The sequence below is a fragment of the Pannonibacter sp. CBAS1226 genome (assembly GCF_055685825.1).
This window is the reverse complement of sequence record NZ_JBVOUO010000001.1, coordinates 408,153-429,135: the sequence shown is the minus strand read 5'-3', so window position 1 is coordinate 429,135 and position 20,983 is coordinate 408,153. Positions and strand designations below refer to the sequence as shown.

The 20,983-nt window shown below is 62.7% G+C and carries 17 protein-coding genes; all 17 read right to left on the bottom strand.

Annotated features, from left to right (window positions below; all coding sequences use genetic code 11):
* Positions 1-159: 159 nt before the first annotated feature.
* The 17 genes from rpsB to nuoH all read right to left on the bottom strand — a co-directional run bounded on the left by rpsB (position 160) and on the right by nuoH (position 20,981).
* Entirely contained in the window at positions 160-936 is a 777-nt protein-coding gene (gene rpsB / locus AC0CMF_RS01960) for a 30S ribosomal protein S2 (protein WP_026355731.1), read from the bottom strand.
* 207 nt (positions 937-1,143) lie between these two features.
* Positions 1,144-4,587 (bottom strand): DNA polymerase III subunit alpha, encoded by a 3,444-nt coding sequence (dnaE, locus tag AC0CMF_RS01955; protein ID WP_374629869.1) that lies wholly within the window; start codon positions 4,585-4,587, stop codon positions 1,144-1,146.
* A gap of 581 nt (positions 4,588-5,168) precedes the next feature.
* Positions 5,169-5,849, bottom strand: coding sequence for an ABC transporter ATP-binding protein (locus AC0CMF_RS01950; RefSeq protein WP_374629883.1), 681 nt, complete (start codon positions 5,847-5,849; stop codon positions 5,169-5,171).
* 56 nt (positions 5,850-5,905) lie between these two features.
* On the bottom strand, positions 5,906-7,129 hold the full coding sequence (locus AC0CMF_RS01945) for a lipoprotein-releasing ABC transporter permease subunit (RefSeq protein WP_050473309.1): 1,224 nt from the start codon (positions 7,127-7,129) through the stop codon (positions 5,906-5,908).
* 240 nt (positions 7,130-7,369) lie between these two features.
* Positions 7,370-8,698 carry a proline--tRNA ligase gene (proS, locus tag AC0CMF_RS01940; RefSeq protein ID WP_058899702.1) on the bottom strand — a complete coding sequence of 443 codons (1,329 nt, stop codon included), beginning with the start codon at positions 8,696-8,698 and terminating at the stop codon, positions 7,370-7,372.
* A 1,028-nt stretch (positions 8,699-9,726) separates the two neighbouring features.
* A complete protein-coding gene (locus tag AC0CMF_RS01935; protein ID WP_019964661.1) occupies positions 9,727-9,987 on the bottom strand; it encodes a DUF1467 family protein in 261 nt (86 codons plus the stop codon).
* Between the two features lie 10 nt (positions 9,988-9,997).
* Positions 9,998-10,402: a methylmalonyl-CoA epimerase gene (mce, locus tag AC0CMF_RS01930; protein ID WP_058900795.1), complete on the bottom strand. Its 405-nt coding sequence runs from the start codon at positions 10,400-10,402 to the stop codon at positions 9,998-10,000.
* Between the two features lie 94 nt (positions 10,403-10,496).
* Entirely contained in the window at positions 10,497-12,164 is a 1,668-nt protein-coding gene (locus AC0CMF_RS01925) for a ribonuclease J (RefSeq protein WP_374629870.1), read from the bottom strand.
* Between the two features lie 48 nt (positions 12,165-12,212).
* Entirely contained in the window at positions 12,213-12,977 is a 765-nt protein-coding gene (locus AC0CMF_RS01920; RefSeq protein WP_374629871.1) for a biotin--[acetyl-CoA-carboxylase] ligase, read from the bottom strand.
* A 17-nt stretch (positions 12,978-12,994) separates the two neighbouring features.
* The gene (gene nuoN, locus AC0CMF_RS01915) at positions 12,995-14,437 is read right to left on the bottom strand and encodes an NADH-quinone oxidoreductase subunit NuoN (RefSeq protein WP_050473209.1); all 1,443 of its coding nucleotides are present in this window, start codon (positions 14,435-14,437) and stop codon (positions 12,995-12,997) included.
* Positions 14,438-14,463: 26 nt separating this feature from the next.
* Complete coding sequence (locus AC0CMF_RS01910; RefSeq protein ID WP_058899699.1) at positions 14,464-15,999, bottom strand: NADH-quinone oxidoreductase subunit M; 1,536 nt, start codon at positions 15,997-15,999, stop codon at positions 14,464-14,466.
* A complete protein-coding gene (gene nuoL / locus AC0CMF_RS01905; RefSeq protein WP_374629884.1) occupies positions 15,999-18,026 on the bottom strand; it encodes an NADH-quinone oxidoreductase subunit L in 2,028 nt (675 codons plus the stop codon). Before nuoL ends, AC0CMF_RS01910 begins: the two co-directional genes overlap by 1 nt.
* Before the next feature lie 10 nt (positions 18,027-18,036).
* Positions 18,037-18,345 (bottom strand): NADH-quinone oxidoreductase subunit NuoK, encoded by a 309-nt coding sequence (gene nuoK / locus AC0CMF_RS01900; protein ID WP_019964668.1) that lies wholly within the window; start codon positions 18,343-18,345, stop codon positions 18,037-18,039.
* Positions 18,346-18,435: 90 nt separating this feature from the next.
* Entirely contained in the window at positions 18,436-19,050 is a 615-nt protein-coding gene (locus AC0CMF_RS01895) for an NADH-quinone oxidoreductase subunit J (protein WP_050473207.1), read from the bottom strand.
* Between the two features lie 129 nt (positions 19,051-19,179).
* Complete coding sequence (gene nuoI, locus AC0CMF_RS01890; RefSeq protein WP_019964670.1) at positions 19,180-19,668, bottom strand: NADH-quinone oxidoreductase subunit NuoI; 489 nt, start codon at positions 19,666-19,668, stop codon at positions 19,180-19,182.
* A gap of 28 nt (positions 19,669-19,696) precedes the next feature.
* Complete coding sequence (locus AC0CMF_RS01885) at positions 19,697-19,927, bottom strand: hypothetical protein (protein WP_019964671.1); 231 nt, start codon at positions 19,925-19,927, stop codon at positions 19,697-19,699.
* A 4-nt stretch (positions 19,928-19,931) separates the two neighbouring features.
* On the bottom strand, positions 19,932-20,981 hold the full coding sequence (gene nuoH / locus AC0CMF_RS01880) for an NADH-quinone oxidoreductase subunit NuoH (RefSeq protein WP_050473206.1): 1,050 nt from the start codon (positions 20,979-20,981) through the stop codon (positions 19,932-19,934).
* Positions 20,982-20,983: the final 2 nt, after the last annotated feature.

Here is a 20,983-nt window from a genome sequence, read left to right as displayed (position 1 = left end):
GCACGGTTTAGCCCAAGGCCAACCGCGCCTTTATGACGGTTCCCGCAAGAGGGGCCTCCGTCAGCGGCATTGCCGCGCCTGACCTCAAAACGGCGCAGCCATGAGGCCGCTGCCAAGGTCAGAACAGGTGCGGCGCCGGGCGCCGCACCTGCAACAGAATCAGGCGTCAGCCGATTCTTCTTCAGCGTCGAGAGCCGGCTCGACCGGAGCGGACTCGGAAGCACCGACGTCGATGCCCATGCCACCCTGGGCGCGGGAAATGCCGTCGAGAGCTGCACGGGCGATCAGGTCGCAGTACAGCGCAATCGCACGGCCGGCGTCGTCGTTGCCCGGGACCGGATAGGTGATGCCTTCCGGCGAGCAGTTCGAGTCGAGGATCGCGGCGACCGGGATGCCCAGACGGCGGGCTTCCTGGATGGCGATGGCTTCACGGTTGGTGTCGATCACGAAGATCAGATCCGGCAGGCCGCCCATGTCCTTGATGCCGCCCAGGTTCCGCTCGAGCTTCTCGCGCTCGCGGTCCATGAACAGCTTTTCCTTCTTGGTCAGGCCCGAGGTGTCCGTGGACAGGGTCTCTTCGAGTTTGCGCAGGCGCTGAATCGAACCGGAAATGGTCTTCCAGTTGGTCAGCATGCCGCCGAGCCAGCGGGCGTTGACGAAGTACTGCGCGCAGTTGCGTGCGGATTCGGCAACAGCTTCCTGAGCCTGACGCTTGGTGCCGACGATCAACACACGGCCGCCCTTGGCAACGGTGTCGCTGACGGCCTTGAGAGCCTGGTGCAGCAGCGGAACGGTCTGGCCGAGATCCATGATGTGGATGTCGTTGCGAACGCCGAAGATGTACGGCGCCATGCGCGGGTTCCAGCGGTGCTTCTGGTGACCAAAGTGCACACCAGCTTCGAGCAGCTGACGCATGGTGAAATCGGGCAATGCCATGGCCCTGAACTCCATATTTTTCCGGTTGAACCTCCACGGGGAGCGTGCAGCAGCAGCCTGAGGCTGAAGCAGACACCGGAACGGCAAATGGACAAGCCAAAGCCTTCCCCCGTGTGTGGAATGGGCGCCTTATATGCGCGCATCCGCGCCATGACAAGCGCAAATGACAGGTTTTAACAGCCTCGCCCGCCGTTTTCCGGTGCAGGATCAGGCCAGTTGCACGTCCGTGACGCCCGGCACGGCCTTCAGCGCACCGGCGATTTCCGGCGACAGGCGGTAGCGGCCCGGAAGACGGACTTCCACCTCGCGCTTGCCCTCGTCCAGCAGCACGACCACGTTCACCTCCCCCTCGCCCTTGACGCCGAGGTGGTGCGACAGGCTCTTGAGCGGGCGCGGGTCGCGCAGGAAGACGCGCAGGCTCTTCTGCACGCGGGCAGCCATCACCTCCACCGGATCCACCTGCTCGATGCGGATGGAGGGCTCGTCGTCGCGCATGTCGGCGTTGACCAGCACCACCATCGACTTGCCGACTTCCAGCACATCGCGGAACTGGGCGAGCTTTTCGGAGAAGAGCAGTGCCTCGAACTGGCCGGTGGGATCAGAGAAGCGCACGATGCCCATGCGATTGCCGGACTTGGTCTTGCGCTCCTGCTTGGAGATCACGGTTCCGGCAAGGCGCCCGGCCGACGCACCGCGCTTCACGGCCTCGGAGAACTGCGCCCACATCTGCACCCGCATGCGCTCCAGCAGCGGCGCATATTCATCGAGCGGATGAGACGACAGATAGAAGCCGATGGCCGCATGCTCGCGCTGCAGCCGCTCGCCCGGCAGCCAGCCGTTCACCTCCGGCAGCTGCAGTTCTTCCTCAGCCCCTGCCCCGCCGAACATGTCGTTCTGGCCAAGGGTTGCGTTGGATTCGGTGCGCTGCGCCAGCCCCATGATGCGGTCCAGCCCCTCGAACACCCGGGCGCGGTTCGGCTCGATACAGTCAAATGCCCCTGCGTTGACAAGGCTTTCCAGCGTTCTCTTGTTCAGGAACTTCGGCGAAATGCGGCTGGCAAAGTCGCTGAGGTTGCGGAATGGCCGGTCACCGCGCACATCCACGATATGCTGCACCGCCTGCTCGCCCACGCCCTTGATGGCGCCCATGGCATAGACGATGCGGCCCTCGTCCACGTCGAAATGCACCATGGAGCGGTTGATCGACGGCGGCATCACCTCGATCCGCATGCGCCGGGCTTCCTGCCGGAAGTCGCCCAGCTTGTCCGTGTTGCCCAGATCCAGCGTCATGGACGCGGCCATGAACTCCACCGGGTGGTTCGCCTTGAGCCAGGCCGTATGATAGGAGACGAGCGCATAGGCGGCGGCGTGCGACTTGTTGAAGCCGTAGTTGGCGAACTTGGCCACAAGGTCGAAGATCGTGCCGGCCTGATCCTTGTCGACGCCGCGCTCCACCGCACCGTCAACGAAACGGGCGCGCTGCACCTCCATCTCGGCAGCAATCTTCTTGCCCATGGCGCGGCGCAGAAGGTCAGCTTCGCCGAGCGAGTAGCCGGAGAGCACCTGGGCGATCTGCATCACCTGCTCCTGATAGACGATGATGCCGTTCGTCTCTTTCAGGATGGGTTCCAGCAGCGGATGCAGGTAATCGGGCTCCAGCTCGCCGTGCTTGACCGAGTTATAGACCGGGATGTTCTCCATCGGGCCCGGACGGTACAGCGCCACCAGCGCAATGATGTCCTCGAAACGGTCCGGCTTCATGCCCGCAATGGCGCGGCGCATGCCCTGGCTTTCCAGCTGGAACACGCCCACCGTTTCACCGGCGGCCAGAAGACGGTAGGTCTTCTCGTCATCCAGCGGCACTTCCTCGATCTTGATATGGATGCCCTTGCGCGCGATCAGTTTCAGCGCCGTATCGATGACGGTCAGCGTCTTGAGGCCGAGGAAGTCGAACTTCACCAGCCCGGCTTCTTCCACCATCTTCATGTTGAACTGCGCCACCGGCATGTCGGAGCGCGGATCGCGGTAGAGCGGGACGAGCTGTTCCAGCGGGCGGTCACCGATCACCACACCGGCGGCGTGGGTGGAGGCGTGGCGGTACAGCCCTTCCAGCTTCTGCGCCATTTCCAGAAGGCGCTCGACCACCTCTTCCTCGCGCGCCGCCTCACGCAGGCGCGGCTCGTCGGCAATGGCCTGCGCCAGCGTTACCGGGTTCGCCGGATTGGCAGGCACCAGCTTGCACAGCCGGTCCACCTGGCCATAGGGCATCTGCAAGACGCGCCCGACGTCGCGCAGCACGGCGCGGGCCTGCAGCGAACCGAAGGTGATGATCTGCGCCACCTGGCTGCGGCCATATTTCTCCTGCACATAGCGGATCACTTCTTCGCGCCGGTTCTGGCAGAAGTCGATGTCGAAGTCCGGCATCGACACACGTTCCGGGTTGAGGAAGCGCTCGAACAGCAGCGAGAAGCGCATGGGGTCGAGATCGGTGATGGTCAGCGCCCAGGCCACCAGCGAGCCTGCACCCGAACCACGGCCTGGCCCCACCGGAATGTCATGGGCCTTGGCCCATTTGATGAAGTCGGCCACGATGAGGAAGTAGCCGGGGAACTTCATCCGCTCGATGATCGACAGCTCGAACTCAAGCCGGTCCCAGTAGTCCTTTTCCGTCAGCCCATCGGCAAGGCCGTGGACGCGCAGACGCTCGGCAAGGCCTTCGCGGGACTGGCGCTTCAATTCGGCCGACTCGGCCTGTTCGGCCTCCTCCGGGTCCGCATCAGCCCCGGCAAAGCGCGGCAGGATGGGGTTGCGCTTCAGCGGCCGGTAATGGCAGCGCAGCGCAATCTCGACGGTGTTCTCCACCGCCTCCGGCAGATCGGCAAACAGCTCGATCATCTCCTGCCGGGACTTGAAATAATGCTCCGGCGTCAGCCGCCGCCGTTCCTCGTCGGAGATCACCCGGCCTTCGGAAATGGCGATCAGCGCGTCGTGGGCTTCATAGTCCTCGCGCTTGGGGAAGAATGCCTCGTTGGTGGCGACCAGCGGCAGCCCCATGTCATAGGCCAGATCGATGAACCCGGCTTCCGTGCGCCGTTCATCGGCCATGCCGTGGCGCTGAAGCTCCACATAGCAGCGCCCATCGAAGGATTTCGCCAGCCGGGAAAGCCGCGCCTGCGCCAGCGTGCGGTTGCCGGTCAGCAGTGCCTTGCCGATGGGGCCTCTCGCGCCGCCGGTCAGCAGAATGATTCCTTCTGCGTGCGATTCGAGATAGGCCTGCGGCACATGCGGCAGCTGGCCCGTGGGCGTGTCGAGGAAGGCGCGGCTCGTCAGCTCCATCAGGTTGCCGTAGCCGCGTTCGCTCATCGCCAGCAGAACGACGTCAAACAGCGCCGGATCACCCCGGCGGTCATCGCCGCCCTCCTCGTCAAAGGCGACGGAGATCTGGCAGCCGATGATGGGCTGAATGCCGGAGCCCCAGGCCTTGCCGGCGAACTCCTGCGCACCGAACAGGTTGCCCGTGTCGGTGATCGCCAGCGCCGGCTGCGCGTCGGCCTTGGCCAGGTCGAGCAGCTTCTTGATCGGCAGCGCGCCTTCCAGCAGCGACAGGGCCGAATGGACGCGCAGGTGAACGAAACCGGGATTTGCAGACATGGGACTTCACTTTCAGGCAACCGGAAACCGGCCTGCCGGCAGCCGGCACCCGCAAGCGCCAGCCCTTGAAACTGTGTCCCCTACCATGAACGCTCAGCCCTTGCCCTGTCGAGCCCTGCTGGCTGCAGGAAACGGCAAATGCGCCATGGCAGCGCCTGTTTTCTTTGGATGACCGCAGAAGGCCGCGGCCACGTCTTTCCTTCACTGCCGATGCTGGAGCAACGCTTTGCCAGCATCAGATGGCAGGATCAGTGCACGGCGAACAGCACCTCGCCCCAGACGGCGATGGTGGCAACGAAAATGACCAGCGAACCGAAGGCTGCGACGTCTCTTGCGAAAAAGGTCATGGATACCTCCTCTTGGACCAAGTCATCTGAGCTGGAAGCTCAATATGTATCCATTTTGTTCTCTTCTCGTTCACCTTTCAAGACCAAAAAAGCCCGCTCCGGAGGGAGCGGGCGAAAAGCATCAGCCATAGTGAACAGACTGTGAACAGAGATCTCTTAGGGAGCCAGGCAAAAACCGGACTTACCGGCCCTCACGAACCGGAGGCGCCGCAGGAACTGCCTCAGACGCAGACGTCAGAGATCCACCACCTTGCCGTCGCGCAAGGTGATGACCCGGTCCATGCGCCCGGCCAGTTCCATGTTGTGGGTGGCAAAGAGCGCGGCAACGCCGGAGGCCCGGACCAGCGCATAGAGCGCATCGAACACATAGGCAGCCGTTTCCGGATCGAGGTTGCCGGTCGGCTCGTCCAGCAGCAGCAGGCGCGGCGCGTTGGCGACCGCACGGGCGATGGCGACGCGCTGCTGCTCACCGCCGGAAAGCTCGGACGGGTGATGGCTGCCGCGCTCGCCGAGGCGCATGTAATCGAGCAGCTGCGCCGCCCGCTCCGCCGCAACCTTCTTCGGCAGCGTGCGGATCATCTGCGGCATCATCACATTCTCCAGCGCCGTGAACTCGGGCAGGAGATGGTGGAACTGGTAGACAAAGCCGATGTCATTGCGCCGGATCGCCGTGCGCTCATCATCGCTCATGGCGCTGCAGGCCTTGCCGCCCACATAGACCTCGCCCTCATCGGGACGCTCCAGCAGGCCGGCCAGATGCAGCAGCGTGGACTTGCCGGTGCCGGAGGGCGCGACAAGCGCCACCATCTGGCCGCCATCCAGCGTCAGGTCGGCGCCTTTCAGGATTTCAAGCTTGCGGTCGGCTTCGTGGAAGATACGGGAAACACCGGAAAGGCGCAGCGCCGGAACGGACATGGGCGGGCTCTTGGCTGGTCTTGCGGAGGGTGCGGGGGCAGTGCCGGTCGTGCTGCTCATTCGTAACGCAGCGCCTCCACCGGGTCGAGCCGCGCTGCCCGCCAGGCGGGATAGAGCGTTGCCAGCAGCGACAGCACCAGCGCCATGATGAGGATCATGATGGTTTCGCCTGTGTCCATTTCCGCCGGCATCTTGGACAGGAAATAGAGCGTCGGATCAAACAGCTGGGTCTGGGTCAGCCAGGAAATGCCCTGACGGATGCTCTCGATGTTGAGACACACGAGCAGGCCCAGCAGGAAGCCGGAAATGGTGCCGACCACGCCGATGCTGGCCCCCGTGATGACGAAGATGCGCAGGATCGAGCCGCGCGTCGCCCCCATGGTGCGCAGGATGGCAATATCCTTGCCCTTGTCCTTCACCAGCATGGTGAGACCGGAAATGATGTTGAGCGCGGCCACGACGACAATCAGCGTCAGGATCAGGAACATCACGTTCCGCTCCACCTCAAGCGCCGAGAAGAAGGTGATGTTGCGCTGGCGCCAGTCGGTGACGAAAGCCGGGCGCCCTGCCCCGTCCTCGACGGCAGCACGCATGCGGCCGACGCTGTCCGGGTCCTTCACATAGACTTCAACGCCCGTCGCCCGGTCGTCCATGTTGAAGTAGCTCTGCGCTTCCTTCAGCGGCATGAAGACGATGGTGCCGTCATATTCTGACATGCCGATCTCGAAGATCGCCGTGATCGGATAGGACTTGCGCCGCGGCGTCACGCCCATCGGCGTCACCGTTCCGCGCGGCGAGATGATGGCAAGATTGTCGCCAATGGTGAGGCCGAGCTGCGCGGCGAGCCGTGTGCCGATGGCAACGCCCTCGCCCGTGTCAAAGCCTTCCAGCGTGCCCATGCGGATGTTGCCGGCAACCAGCGGCAGGCGCTTCAGATCCTGCTCGTAGAGGCCGCGCACCAGCGCGCCGAGGCTGTTGGCGGGCCCGGTGACCAGCGCCTGGCCTTCGACGAAAGGCACGGCCGCCACCACGCCCTCCACGCCCTGCAGACGTGAAGCGACCGCATCGAAATCCGTCAGCGGCTGATCGATGGGCTGCACCAGCATGTGGCCGTTGATGCCAAGGATCTTCGACAGAAGCTCGGAGCGGAAGCCGTTCATCACCGCCATCACGATCACAAGCGTGGCAACGCCAAGGGTGATTCCGGCAAAGGAAAAGCCGGCGATGACGGAAATGAAGGAATCACGCCGCCGCGAACGCAGATAGCGCCCGGCCAGCATCCACTCGAAAGGGGCAAAGGCCTTGCCCGGCGCGCGGGAATCCTGCGCTGCCTTGGTGTTCTTGCCCTTGCCGGAAACGTCCTTGGGTCCGCTCATGCTCTGCCTTGCGTCCGGAGCCGCTGGCCAAAAGGCCACAAGCGGCAGATCGGTGGTCACTGCGGATAGTACAAGACCGGGCGGAGGAAATCCTGTGCGCCCGGTCCCTTATCCCCCAGATGCGGGAGCCGGAAAGCGGCTGGCTCAGAGAGCCAGTGCTTCCCGGACCTTGTTGAAGGCCGCGTCGATGGTGAGTGTTTCGCGGGCTCCCGTGGCCCGCTCCTTCACTTCAATCACGCCATCCTTGAGGCCGCGCGGTCCGGCGATCAGCTGGAACGGCAGGCCAATGAGATCCATGGTGGCGAACTTGGCACCGGCGCGGGTGTCGACGTCGTCATACAGGACTTCGATCCCGGCATTTTCAAGACGCTGATACAGCGCCTCACAGGCCGCATCGGTGTCAGCGTCACCCGGCTTGAGGTTGACGAGGCCGACATGGAACGGCGCGACGGAGGCCGGCCAGATGATGCCTTCCTCGTCGTGGCTCGCCTCGATGAGCGCGCCCATCAGGCGCGACACGCCAACGCCGTAGGAGCCCATGTGAACCGGCACTTCCGTGCCTTCCTTGGTCATGACCTTCGCGCCCATGGCTTCGGAATACTTGGTGCCGAAATAGAAGATGTGACCCACTTCAATGCCACGGGCCGACACCTGCGCATCGGCAGGCAGCGCGGCGAAGGCGGCTTCGTCGTGCATCTCTTCCGTCGCCGCATAAGGCGTCGTCCACTGGTCAACCAGCGGCGTCAGATCCGAGGCAAAGTCCGTGTTGGCGGCGGGAGCCGGCATGTCCAGCAGGCTCTTGTCGCAGAACACGGCGCTTTCGCCGGTCGAGGCCAGGATGATGAACTCGTGGCTCATGTCGCCGCCGATCGGGCCGGTGTCGGCGCGCATCGGAATGGCCTTCAGCCCCATGCGGGCGAAGGTGCGCAGATAGGCGACGAACATGCGGTTATAGGCGTGGCGCGCGGCTTCCTTGTCGATGTCGAAGGAATAGGCATCCTTCATCAGGAACTCACGGCCGCGCATGATGCCGAAGCGCGGGCGCACTTCGTCACGGAACTTCCACTGGATGTGGTAGAGGTTCAGCGGCAGATCCTTGTAGGAGCGCACATAGCCGCGGAAGATGTCGGTGATCATCTCCTCGTTGGTCGGGCCGAACAGCATCTCGCGCTCGTGCCGGTCCTCGATGCGCAGCATCTCCTTGCCATAGGCATCATAACGCCCGCTTTCGCGCCACAGGTCGGCGGACTGGATCGTCGGCATCAGGAGCTGGATGGCTCCGGCGCGATTCTGCTCCTCCTCGACGATCTTCTCGATCTTGCGCAGCACGCGGAAACCAAGCGGCAGCCAGGAATAGATGCCTGCGGACTGCTGGCGGATCATGCCGGCACGCAGCATCAGGCGGTGCGAAACGATTTCCGCTTCCTTGGGGGTTTCCTTCAGGATCGGCAGAAAAAAGCGGGACAGGCGCATGGTCTCTCTCTGGTCTTGCTTGGCCCGCAAGCCGGGCCCATATGCGGGACGGCCTGAGAGAAACCGCAGGTGCGGCAAAAACTCAAGCCCCTTGCCGCCAAATGCGCGGTTATCCGCCGTTTCCCGCACTCCGGCGCCGCACAGGCCGCCATTTTCCGAAGCCGGCAAACCGCATCATAAAGCGGCATGCAAAAAGTTTGTGCTTATGCGCTCAAAATAGTGACAAGTTTGTGTCGATGCGCTAGTTTCCACTTTCATAAGAACAGGACGTTGATTTTCAACGTTCGGAGCCACTGAAAAGAGGCATCGCGGTCTGAGTCTTGGGAGGAAGATCCCCCAGGCGCACCTTCGGGTTCGCAGCCGGCACCAGAAGCTTAAAAGAGCACTGGTGTAAAACGGGGGAGTTTAGACGCGGAACTTAAAGAGGCAGGACGCAAGTCCTGCTTTTTTTTCGTCCGGATTTTGGGGCGGGATTTTTGGATGTGAGCGGTTGCGGCTTTTTTCAGCAGCCCCCGCACCCCAAAAAATTCACACGGCGTCACGCCTGAGCTTCACAAGGCCTGACATCACAACAGAAGACGTCAAATATCTGCAAACTTTTCAGCAGAAACCGCGCACTCGGCCAAGCCAAACCCTACTCCGTCATGCCATGACTTGATCATGGCATCCATACCCTTGCGTATAACGGAAAAGGAAGAAGAAAATACCCCTCCTGAAAACACTGAAAGATCACGGGGTGGATGCCATGATCAAGTCATGGCATGACGAATACGGAAGAGTTGATACACTATATCTGCCGTCATTTCGATCGATGAGGCAGGAATAATCTTCCTGACCAGACAAGACAGAAACAGGCAGTCAAGCCGGTTCCCGCCTCAATCACCACGACGCAAAGCCGCCCCGCATAACTGACTCTACGGCAGCCGCCTCAACCGGCATATCATCCCACTTCACAAGAAGTTCAGGACTCCATTCCAAGGGATTCCAGACGCTGCGTCAGATTACGCTTCCGCGCAGGACAAGCGTCCTCACCTCGGACCCGGCAGCGGAATGTCGTCCAGCGTGAGGCCGGACTGGCGCAGCCAGAGGAAACCGGCGAAGACGATGGTCGTCACCACCGTGTTCCACATGGCCACCCGCCACATGCGGTGGCGCGCCGGGGCGCTTTCCACCGTGCCGGGGACGACCTTGCCCTCCTCCTCCTGCGTGCGCACACCGAAGGGCAGCGCGGCGAAGAGGAGGATCCACCACATCATGAAATAGACAGCCAGGCCGTAGGCAATCGACATTGCAGATCCTTCAGGCTTGTTCGAGTTCGGTCAAGGTGCCGAGAAAATCCTTCGGGTGGAGGAACAGCACCGGCTTGCCATGGGCGCCAATCTTCGGCTCGCCATCGCCCAGCACGCGCGCGCCCCGGGCCAGAAGCTGGTCACGCGCGGCCAGAATGTCATCCACCTCGTAGCAGACATGATGAATGCCGCCGGACGGGTTCTTCTCAAGGAACTTCAGGATGGGAGAGTTTTCGCCGAGCGGCTCCAGCAGCTCGATCTTGGTGTTGGGCAGATTGATGAAAACCGTCGACACGCCATGATCCGGCTGCGGCACCTTGGCCGAGACATCGGCCCCCAGCGTGTCGCGGTAGACGGCGGCGGCCGCGTCAATGTCGCTGACGGCAATGGCCACGTGGTTCAGTCGTCCGATCATCTTTCCTCCTTCGCCCGGCGGGCCGGTTGTCACATGGCCCGCCACGCGCCAGCGCGTGCCTGCGGCCCCTCTCCCAAGGGGCCGTACCGGATCATCATACCCGGGAGACGAGCACCTTGCAGAGCGTCTTCTTGCCCCAGACGTCGTTGACGCTGGAGCGCACGGAACGGCGCACCGCCTCGCTCACCAGATCAGGGTCCTTGCGGCGGGCCTTCGGAATGCTGCCGAAGGCACCGTGCACGGCCTTGATGACGATCTCCTCCATCTCGTCGCCTTCACCATCCACTTCCGGGATGCCGAAGAGCGCGACGGCCGGATCATCCAGAAGATCGCCGGTCTTGTTGATCACCAGAGACACCACCAGAGCCCCTGCGAAGGACAGCTTGCGCCGCTCCTTCACGCCGGTCTCCTCCGGATCCCCCATGATCCTGCCATCCACCACCGTGATGCCGAACGGCGCTTCATCGATGACTTCGGCACGGCCCGGCGCCAGGCGGATGATGTCGCCGTTGCCAGCCACCACCACCGACTTGATCTTCTGCGAGCGGGCGAACTCGCCGTGAGCTGCAAGATGGAACGGTTCGCCGTGGACGGGAACCACCACCTTTGGCTGAAGCAGCTTGTAGAGTTCGGCCAGTTCCCCCTGACGGGGATGGCCGGACACATGCACAAGCCCGTCCCTGTCGGTGACGATCTCGACGCCAGACTTGGCCAGATTATTGACGATGGCGCCCACTTCCTTCTCGTTGCCCGGAATGGTGCGGGCCGAGAAGATCACCACATCGCCCTTCGACAGGGCAATGTTGCGGTGCTCGCCCGCAGCGATACGGGCAAGGGCCGCCCGGACTTCACCCTGCGAGCCGGTGCAGAGCAGCACCGTCTTCTCGCGCGGCAGGAAGCCGTAGCTGTCCTCATCGAGGAACGGCGGCAGATCATCGAGATAGCCCAGCTCTCCGGCCACCTCGATCACCCGGCGCATGGAGCGGCCGACGACGACAAGGTTGCGGTCCGAAGCAGCTGCGGCTTCAGCAATGGCGCGGATGCGGGCGACATTGGACGAGAAGGTGGTCACGGCGACACGATGCTTCGACCGCTTCATGATCTTCGTCAGTTCACCGGCCACATCACCTTCGGAGGGACTGAAGCCTTCCCGGTAGGCGTTGGTGCTGTCGCAGATGAGGGCCGTCACCCCTTCCCGGCCAAGCTCGGCCAGGCGGTCCAAGTCGATCGGCTTGCCGACACCGGGCGTGCGGTCGATCTTCCAGTCGCCCGTATGCACCACCATGCCTTCCGGAAAGCGCAGCGCCAGGGCGCAGGGCTCGGGGATGGAGTGGGACATGGCGACGAATTCGACGTCGAAGGCGCCGATCTTCAGCCGGTCGCCCTGCTTCACAAGCGTCACCGGAACCTCTTCGGCACCCGGCTCGCTCTCGATCTTTACTTCCAGCAAACCGGCGGTGAAGGCAGTGGCATAGACCGGCACCCGCAGATGCGGCCACAGGTGCATGATGCCGCCGTAGTGATCTTCATGCGCGTGGGTGATCACCATGCCGACAATGCGGTTGCGTTCGCTTTCCAGAAAGCGGATGTCCGGCAGCACCAGATCGATGCCCGGCAGGTCGGGGCCTGCAAAAGTGACGCCGCAATCCACGATCAGCCACGTACGGTCGCCGTCCGGGCCATAGCCATAGAGGCCCAGGTTCATTCCGATTTCGCCAACGCCGCCAAGCGGCAGGAAGACGATTTCGTTGGCATCCGCCATACGGTGTGCTCCTTGCATATTCATGTCCGCACAGTCTGTTGCGTGCGGTCAGCCTGTGGTTCCGAAGAAAACATCTCCGGCCGAAATTGTCTTTTTGCTGCCGTTGTCAAGCACGAGAACCATCTGCCCGCGCGTATCGATTTCGGCAAAGCGGCCTTCTATCAGCTCTTCCCCCATGCGCACGGCAATCTTCTCGCCCAGCCGCAGCGCCCGTTTCATCCAGGCGTCCCGCACCGGATCAAAACCATCGCGCTGCCAGTGGCCGAGCCAGAGGGCGAACTGTTCCGCCAGCCGCTCGAACATCACTTGCGCCGAAACGCGGAAGCCAAGCGCGGTCAGGTCCGTCGTGGCATAGGCCTCGATCTGCGGATGAGCCGCCACATTGACACCGAACCCGCAGACGACCCCGGTGCGGCCGCCGCTGAGCGGCTGAGCTTCCAGAAGGATGCCGGAAAGTTTGCCGCCATCCACCAGAAGGTCGTTCGGCCACTTCAGCCGTGCAAGGCCGATGGAGCCGACCGCCCGGTCCACGGCCTCGGCCAGCGCAACGGCGGCCACCATGGGCAGCTCGCCCAGCCGGTCACGCGGGCCCGGATCGATCAGCAGCACCGAGGCGAAGAGGTTGCCCTTCGGCGACACCCAGGCCCGGCCGCGCCGGCCGCGTCCGCCGGTCTGCACATCCGCCAGCACCCACAGGCCGCCCACCTCCCCTGCCCGGCCCAGTTCCATGGCACGGGTATTGGTGGAGTCCAGCGCGGAGTGCCTTTCAAAACGGAAGCCCGGTGCGCAAGGCACCGGGCCAAATTCTTGCAATGTCCCGCTCATAAGGCTCAGAACAGGCTCTTGGCCGCCGCCGTGGCGATCGGAATGAAGCTGGACGCACCGGCGAAGAAGAACAGCACGCCGATGCTGGACAGGCCCAGCACGACCCGCAGTTCCACCGGCATCGGCTCGAACTTCTCGGCCGGCTCATCAAAGAACATCACCTTGATGACGCGCAGGTAGTAGTAGGCCCCCACCACCGAAGCGACAACACCGATGATCGCCAGCGGATAGAGCCCAGCCTCGACAGCGGCCGAGAACACGTACCACTTGGCGAAGAAGCCGATGAAGGGCGGCAGACCGGCCAGCGACCACATGATGCAGGCGAGCAGGATGGCCATCGGCAGGTTGGACTTCCACAGGCCGGACAGCTCGCTGATTTCTTCCACCATGCCCGACTTGCGGCGCATGGAGAGAATGCAGGCGAAGGCGCCGAGGGTCATGACCAGATAGGCGGTCATGTAGACGATGACGCCCATCACACCCTGTTCCGTGCCGGAGGCAAGGCCGACGAGCGCATAGCCCATGTGGCCGATGGAGGAATAGGCCATCAGGCGCTTGATGTTGGTCTGGCCGATGGCGGCAAAGGCACCCAGCACCATGGAGGCGATGGAGACGAAGACCACGATCTGCTGCCAGTCATGGGCAACCGGCTGGAACACGTCGATGACGACGCGCACCAGAAGGCCCATGGCCGCGACCTTGGGAGCTGCCGCAAAGAAGGCGGTGACCGGAGTCGGCGCGCCTTCATACACGTCCGGCGTCCACATGTGGAACGGCACGGCCGAAATCTTGAAGGCAAGGCCAGCAAGCATGAAGACGAGGCCGAAGACGAGACCGATGGACGCGCCCTCCTTCGTCAGCACCGCTGCAATTTCCGGGAAGCCGACATGACCGGTGAAGCCGTAAACCAGCGAGATACCGTAGAGCAGCATGCCCGAGGACAGGGCACCCAGCACGAAGTACTTGAGGCCGGCTTCGGTGGAGCGCACGGAGTCCCGGTTGATCGCAGCCACCACGTAGAGCGACAGGCTCTGCAGCTCGAGACCAAGGTAAAGGGCGATCATGTCATTGGCCGAGAGCATCAGCATCATGCCAACGGTGGCCAGCAGGATCAGCACCGGATACTCGAAGCGGTCGAAGGACTGGCTCTTGGCATAGGCCCAGGACATGGCGATGGCGAAGAACGAGCCGATCAGCACCAGCTGCTTCATGTAGAAGGCAAAGCCGTCCAGAATGAAGGCGCCGTGGAAGGTCGTCCCGAGCTGGGCGCCGTAGGGCAGCACGAAGAGCGCTGCCGCCGCGACCAGGCCCATGGCCATGCCGTTGACGAGGAAGCTGATCTTCTTGCCGCCAAAGGCGCCAATCATCAGCAGCACGAGGGCACCCGCAGAGAGGAAGATCTCCGGCAGTACGGGCAGAAGGTCGGGCAATTGAGTGGTTTCAGACATTGCGCGCGTCTTTCGTCCAGTCGGGATCAGTGGCTGGCATGGGCGGCAGCGGGAATGTGTGCCTGCTGCGCCGGGCCAGCCGCCTCGATGGCTGCATTGTAATTGGTGATCAGGGCTTCCACCGAGGCCGCCGTCACATCAAGTACCGGCGACGGATAGAAGCCGAAGAAGATGGTCAGCACGACGAGCGGCACCAGAAGCACCTTCTCGCGGAGGTCGAGATCGAGGATCGACTTCAGGCTCTCCTTGTCCAGCGCGCCGAAGACGACGCGGCGGTAGAGGTAGAGCGCATAGGCGGCCGAGAGGATCACGCCGGTGGCTGCGAAGAAGGCAACCCAGGTGTTGGCCTCGAAGGCACCCATCAGGGTCAGGATTTCACCGACGAAGCCGCTGGTGCCCGGCAGGCCGACATTGGCCATGGTCAGGATCAGGAAGATCACCGCATAGACCGGCATCCGGTTGACAAGGCCGCCATAGGCCGAAATCTCGCGGGTGTGCATCCGGTCATAGATCACGCCGACGCAGAGGAAGAGCGCGCCGGAGACGATACCATGCGACAGCATCTGGAAGATCGCGCCCTGCAGGCCCTGCATGTTCATCGCGAAGATGCCCATGGTGACGTAGCCCATGTGGGCGACGGAGGAATAGGCGATGAGCTTCTTGATGTCCTCCTGCGCCAGCGCCACCAGCGAGGTGTAGATGATGGCGACAACAGACAGGGTGAACACCAGCGGGGCGAACATTTCGCTCGCCAGCGGGAACATCGGCAGCGAGAAGCGCAGGAAGCCGTAGCCGCCCATCTTCAGCAGCACGCCGGCCAGGATCACGGAACCGGCGGTCGGCGCTTCCACGTGGGCGTCCGGCAGCCAGGTATGCACCGGCCACATCGGCATCTTCACCGCGAAGCTGGCGAAGAAGGCGAGCCATAGCCACGTCTGCGCATTCTCCGCGAAGGGATGGCGCATCAGGGCTGCGATGTCTGTGGTGCCGGCCGTCCAGTACATGGACATGATGGCCACCAGCATCAGCACGGAGCCGAGCAGCGTGTAGAGGAAGAACTTGTAGCTGGCATAGACGCGGCGCTTGCCGCCCCACACGCCGATGATGAGGAACATCGGCAGCAGGCTCGCCTCGAAGAAGACGTAGAAGAGCACCAGATCCAGCGCGCAGAACACGCCGATCATCATCGTTTCCAGAATGAGGAACGCGATCATGTACTCCTTCACGCGCTTCTGCACGCTCTCCCAGGAGGCGAGGATGCAGAAGGGCATGAGGAACGTCGTCAGGATGACGAAGAGCATCGAGATGCCATCGACGCCCATGCGGTAGCCGATGTTGCCGCCGAGCCATTCCTTGCTTTCGACAAGCTGGAAGCCCGGGTTGGCGTAGTCGAAGGCGCCCCAGATGAACAGCGACAGGATGAAGGTGAAGATGGTGGTGACCAGCGCAACCATGCGGATGTTGCGCTTTGCCCCGTCATCGTCTCCCGGCACCAGGAGAATGGCCAGCACACCTGCCAGCGGCAGGAATGTGGTCAGTGTCAGGATCGGCCAATCGATCATCAGTGCGCTCCCCCGCCGGTCGAAACGCCGGTGAACATCGACCAGGTGACGAGCGCCGCCACACCGATCAGCATCGCAAAAGCATAGTGGTAGAGATATCCGGTCTGCAGGCGCACGACCCAGGACGTGACATTCTGGACACGGGCGGCAACGCCATCGGGGCCGTAGCCATCGATGATCTTGCCATCACCCTTCTTCCAGAGCTGACGGCCGATCCACATGGCCGGACGCACGAAGATGAGGTTGTAGAGCTCGTCGAAGTACCACTTGTTCAGCAGGAACTTGTAGAGGCCCTCATGCTCGGCAGCCAGGCGCTTGGGCGTCTCGGGCGAGCGGATGTAGAAGTACCAGGCGGTCGCGAGGCCAAGCACCATCATGACGAAGGGCGAAACCTTGACCCACTTCGGCACGTCATGGATGGCGTGCAGGATGTGGTTTTCGGTACCGGTGAACAGCGCACCCTTCCAGAAGGCATCGTAGCCCTCGCCGGCAAACTGGCTGTAGAACAGCATGCCCGCCAGAACAGCACCGATGGACAGGATGAACAGCGGCGCCAGCATCACCATCGGAGATTCATGCACGTGCTTCATCACATCCACCGGAGCACGCGGCTTGCCGTGGAAGGTCATGAAGGTCAGGCGCCAGGAGTAGAAGGAGGTCAGGCCAGCGGCCACCACCGTCATCCAGAAGCCGTAGAGCGCGAAGGCATTGGCATGCGCACCCGACGAAGCGGCATAAGCGGCTTCGATCACCAGATCCTTGGACAGGAAGCCGGCCAGACCAATGTGCGTGAGCGGAATGCCGACACCCGTGAGGGCGAGCGTGCCGATGAACATGGTCCAGTAGGTGAACGGGATATGCTTGCGCAGGCCGCCCATCTTGCGCATGTCCTGCTCGTCCGAGACGGCATGGATGACCGAACCGGCGCAGAGGAACAGCAGCGCCTTGAAGAAGGCGTGCGTGAACAGGTGGAACACGGCGATCGAATAGGCTCCGACGCCGAGCGCCACGAACATGTAGCCGAGCTGCGAACAGGTCGAATAGGCGATCACGCGCTTGATGTCGTTCTGCACAAGGCCGACCGTTGCCGCGAAGAAGGCGGTCGTGGCACCGAAGAAGGTGACAACCGTCAGCGCAGTATGGGACAGCTCGAACAGGGGCGACAGACGGGCGACCATGAAGACGCCTGCGGTCACCATCGTGGCGGCGTGAATGAGGGCCGACACCGGGGTCGGGCCTTCCATCGCGTCCGGCAGCCAGGTGTGCAGCAGGAACTGCGCCGACTTGCCCATGGCACCCATGAACAGCAGCAGGCAGACAACCGTCATCGCCGTGTGCGCGTCAAGCGGGTGGCCGAGGAAGTTCAGCACGGCCGCGCCATGCTCCGCACCCTCTGCCCCGTGACCGCCAACGACGGCCTGCGCATTGGCGAAAATTTCCGGCAGGTTGATGGTGCCGAACATCATGAACACGCCGAAGATGCCGAGCGCAAAGCCGAAGTCACCGACGCGGTTGACGACGAAGGCCTTCATGGCTGCCGCATTGGCCGAGGGCTTCTTGTACCAGAAGCCGATGAGCAGGTAGGAGGCCACGCCCACGCCTTCCCAGCCGAAGAACATCTGCAGCAGGTTGTTCGACGTCACCAGCGACAGCATGGCGAAGGTGAAGAGCGACAGATAGGCAAAGAAGCGCGAGCGGTGCGGGTCGTGGTGCATGTAGCCGATGGAATAGACATGCACGAGAGCCGACACCGTGTTCACCACCACCAGCATCACCACGGTTAGCGTGTCGATGCGCAGCGACCAGGCGACATTGAGCGCGCCGGAGGAGATCCAGCGCAGGATCTCCACTTCGACAAGCGCGGTTTCGCCGTAGCCGATGGTGAAGAAGGCAACCCAGGACAGCACGGCCGAGACGATCACCAGACCGCTGGTGATGTACTCGCTGGCCGTATGCCCGATCACACGCCCGAAGAGACCGGCAATCAGGAAGCCAATCAGGGGCAGGAAGACGATCGCTGAATACAACATCCGTCCGTTACCCCTTCATCGCATTGATGTCTTCCACGGCAATGGAGCCGCGGTTGCGGTGGAACACGACCAGAATGGCGAGGCCGATGGCAGCCTCGGCGGCCGCCACGGTCAGAACCAGCATGGTGAAAATCTGGCCCATGAGATCGCCCAGGTGTGTGGAGAAGGCGACAAAGTTGATGTTGACGGCGAGGAGCAGCAGCTCCACCGACATCAGGATGACAATCACGTTTTTCCTGTTCAGAAAGATCCCGAAGATCCCGATCGTGAACAGGATGGCCGCGACCGACAGATAGTGCGACAGACCGATTTCCATGGGCGCCTCGCAGTGCTCCCTCGTTTACCCCGATCCGGGCAGAAGAGCATCAGATGCCCCTACCCGGGTTTAAAACCGCGGTTTCCCGCGTCAAATGCCCTTGCCCGGCTCGACCTTGCGGATCTCGATGGCCGTTTCCTTGTTGCGCGCAACCTGAGCCGGAACGCTCTGGCGCTTGATGCCCTCACGGTGGCGCAGCGTCAGGACGATGGCCCCGATCATCGCCACCAGCAGCACAAGCCCGGCAACCTGGAAGAAGAAGATGTACTTGGTGTAGAGCACCTGGCCGATGGCCTCGATGTTAGACACCTGATCCAGCGGCGGGATCGGCTGTGAGCCATGCCCCAGCAGGTCCGGCGCGATCACCCAGGCGCCAACGCCCATCAGCAGTTCGACCAGCAGGATGAGCCCGACCAGCGCACCGACCGGCATGTACTGCAGGAAGCCCTGCCGCAGCTCGACGAAGTCGACGTCCAGCATCATCACCACGAAGAGGAAGAGCACTGCCACCGCGCCGACATAGACGACGATCAGCAGCATGGCGAGATACTCGGCCCCCAGAAGGATGAACAGACCAGCCGAATTGACGAAGGCCAGAATGAGGAACAGCACCGAGTGCACCGGATTGCGCGACGAGATGACCATGAAGGCAGATGCCACGGTCACTCCGGCAAACAGATAGAAGAAGAGGGCTTTCAGGATCATGTCAGGACCTGCCTGTCTCGGGCTCTTGCCTTTGGCTCATTCTTGCGTCCCCCGCCGGCCGGCCGGTTCCGCGCATCCCCTGCCCGCTTCATGCAGCGGCCAGGGGTCTTGTTTCTTGTGCCTGCCGCCTCAGCGGTAGGGCGCATCCATTGCGATGTTGCGGGCGATTTCCCGCTCCCACCGGTCGCCGTTCGCGAGCAGCTTTTCCTTGGAGTAGTAAAGCTCTTCGCGCGTCTCGGTGGCGAACTCGAAGTTCGGGCCCTCGACGATGGCGTCCACCGGGCAGGCTTCCTGGCAGAAGCCGCAGTAGATGCACTTGACCATGTCAATGTCATAACGGGTGGTGCGGCGGGTGCCATCGTTGCGGCGCGGGCCGGCCTCGATGGTGATTGCCTGCGCCGGGCAGATGGCTTCGCACAGCTTGCAGGCGATGCAGCGCTCTTCCCCGTTGGGATAGCGCCGCAGGGCATGCTCGCCGCGGAAACGCGGGCTCACCGGCCCCTTCTCGAAGGGGTAGTTCACAGTCGGCTTCGGCTTGAAGAAATACCGCATGGCGAGAAAGAACGCCGATACGAACTCCTTCAAGAACAGCGACTTTATGGCCTGATCAAGTCCCATCGCCAGAGCCTCTTTGCCTTCCTGCCGCTCAGCCTACAAGCTGAAACGCGGCCAGATACCCGATCACCGGAAAGAGGGTGACCGGAAGGATGAAAACCAGTTTGCGCAGGACTGGCTCGAACCGTACGGCCCATCCGCCGCCCTTGCGCTTGTTCTTTTCGACCATCGCCGACAGCAGCCCGTTCAGGATGCCGTAGTCGAGCCAGCCGATGTACAACCCGATGGCTGCGCCAATCAACCCGGCGACGGAAATATCCATGGCCTTACGGGGCCCAGCCCATCACCTGCAGAACGCCGGCGACAACCACAACCATGATCAGCGACAGCGGCAGGAAGATCTTCCAGCCCAGACGCATCAGCTGGTCGTAGCGGTAACGTGGGACCATTGCCTTCACCATGGCGAACATGAAGAAGACGAGCAGCGACTTCAGCAGGAACCAGACGAAGCCCGGCACCCAGGTGAAGGGAGCCGCATCCACCGGCGGCAGCCAGCCGCCCATGAACAGGATGGTCATCATCGCGCACATCAGCGCAATCGACACATACTCGCCGAGCATGAACATCATGTACGGGGTGGAGCCATATTCCACCATGAAACCGGCCACGAGTTCCGACTCTGCTTCCGCCAGATCGAAGGGCGGGCGGTTCGTCTCGGCCAGGGCCGAAATGAAGAACACCACGAACATCGGCAGCAGCGGCAGCCAGTACCAGTTCAGGATCGACAGCCAGGGCAGACCAACGGCCGTCGCCAGACCCGTCTTCTGGGAATTGACGATCTCGGTCAGGTTCAGCGAACCGGCGCAGAGCAGGACGGTGACGATGACGAGGCCGATGGAGACTTCATAGGACACCATCTGCGCGGCAGAGCGCAGGGCCGACAGGAAGGGATACTTCGAGTTGGAGGCCCAGCCGCCGATGATGATGCCGTAGACGCCGAGCGAGGAGATGGCGAAGATATAGAGAATGCCCACGTTGATGTCGGCAATCACCCAGCCATCGGCCACCGGCACCACGGCCCAGGCGCTGAGCGCCAGAAGCACGGTGAGGAGCGGCGCCAGCAGGAACAGGCCCTTGTTGGAGCCCGCCGGAATGACCGGCTCCTTCAGCACGAACTTCAGAAGGTCGGCAAAGGACTGCAGCAGCCCCCAGGGGCCAACCACGTTCGGGCCCCGGCGGATCTGCACGGCAGCCCAGATCTTGCGGTCGGCATAGAGGATGTAGGCGATGATCACGAGGAGCACCACCATCAGCAGCACGCTCTGGAACGCCATCCAGAGGAACGGCCAGCCGTAGGTCGTCATAAACTCCGACATCG

Coding starts and splice junctions, on each gene's coding strand:
- rpsB (WP_026355731.1), bottom strand. CDS start 936: ATGGCATTGCCCGATTTCACCATGCGTCAGCTGCTCGAAGCTGGTGTG.
- dnaE (WP_374629869.1), bottom strand. CDS start 4,587: ATGTCTGCAAATCCCGGTTTCGTTCACCTGCGCGTCCATTCGGCCCTG.
- AC0CMF_RS01950 (WP_374629883.1), bottom strand. CDS start 5,849: ATGTCCGTTCCGGCGCTGCGCCTTTCCGGTGTTTCCCGTATCTTCCAC.
- AC0CMF_RS01945 (WP_050473309.1), bottom strand. CDS start 7,129: ATGCTGGCCGGGCGCTATCTGCGTTCGCGGCGGCGTGATTCCTTCATT.
- proS (WP_058899702.1), bottom strand. CDS start 8,698: ATGCGCCTGTCCCGCTTTTTTCTGCCGATCCTGAAGGAAACCCCCAAG.
- AC0CMF_RS01935 (WP_019964661.1), bottom strand. CDS start 9,987: ATGTCGATTGCCTACGGCCTGGCTGTCTATTTCATGATGTGGTGGATC.
- mce (WP_058900795.1), bottom strand. CDS start 10,402: ATGATCGGACGACTGAACCACGTGGCCATTGCCGTCAGCGACATTGAC.
- AC0CMF_RS01925 (WP_374629870.1), bottom strand. CDS start 12,164: ATGGCGGATGCCAACGAAATCGTCTTCCTGCCGCTTGGCGGCGTTGGC.
- nuoN (WP_050473209.1), bottom strand. CDS start 14,437: ATGTCTGAAACCACTCAATTGCCCGACCTTCTGCCCGTACTGCCGGAG.
- AC0CMF_RS01910 (WP_058899699.1), bottom strand. CDS start 15,999: ATGATCGATTGGCCGATCCTGACACTGACCACATTCCTGCCGCTGGCA.
- nuoK (WP_019964668.1), bottom strand. CDS start 18,345: ATGGAAATCGGTCTGTCGCACTATCTGTCGGTCGCGGCCATCCTGTTC.
- AC0CMF_RS01895 (WP_050473207.1), bottom strand. CDS start 19,050: ATGATCCTGAAAGCCCTCTTCTTCTATCTGTTTGCCGGAGTGACCGTG.
- nuoI (WP_019964670.1), bottom strand. CDS start 19,668: ATGGGACTTGATCAGGCCATAAAGTCGCTGTTCTTGAAGGAGTTCGTA.
- AC0CMF_RS01885 (WP_019964671.1), bottom strand. CDS start 19,927: ATGGATATTTCCGTCGCCGGGTTGATTGGCGCAGCCATCGGGTTGTAC.
- nuoH (WP_050473206.1), bottom strand. CDS start 20,981: ATGTCGGAGTTTATGACGACCTACGGCTGGCCGTTCCTCTGGATGGCG.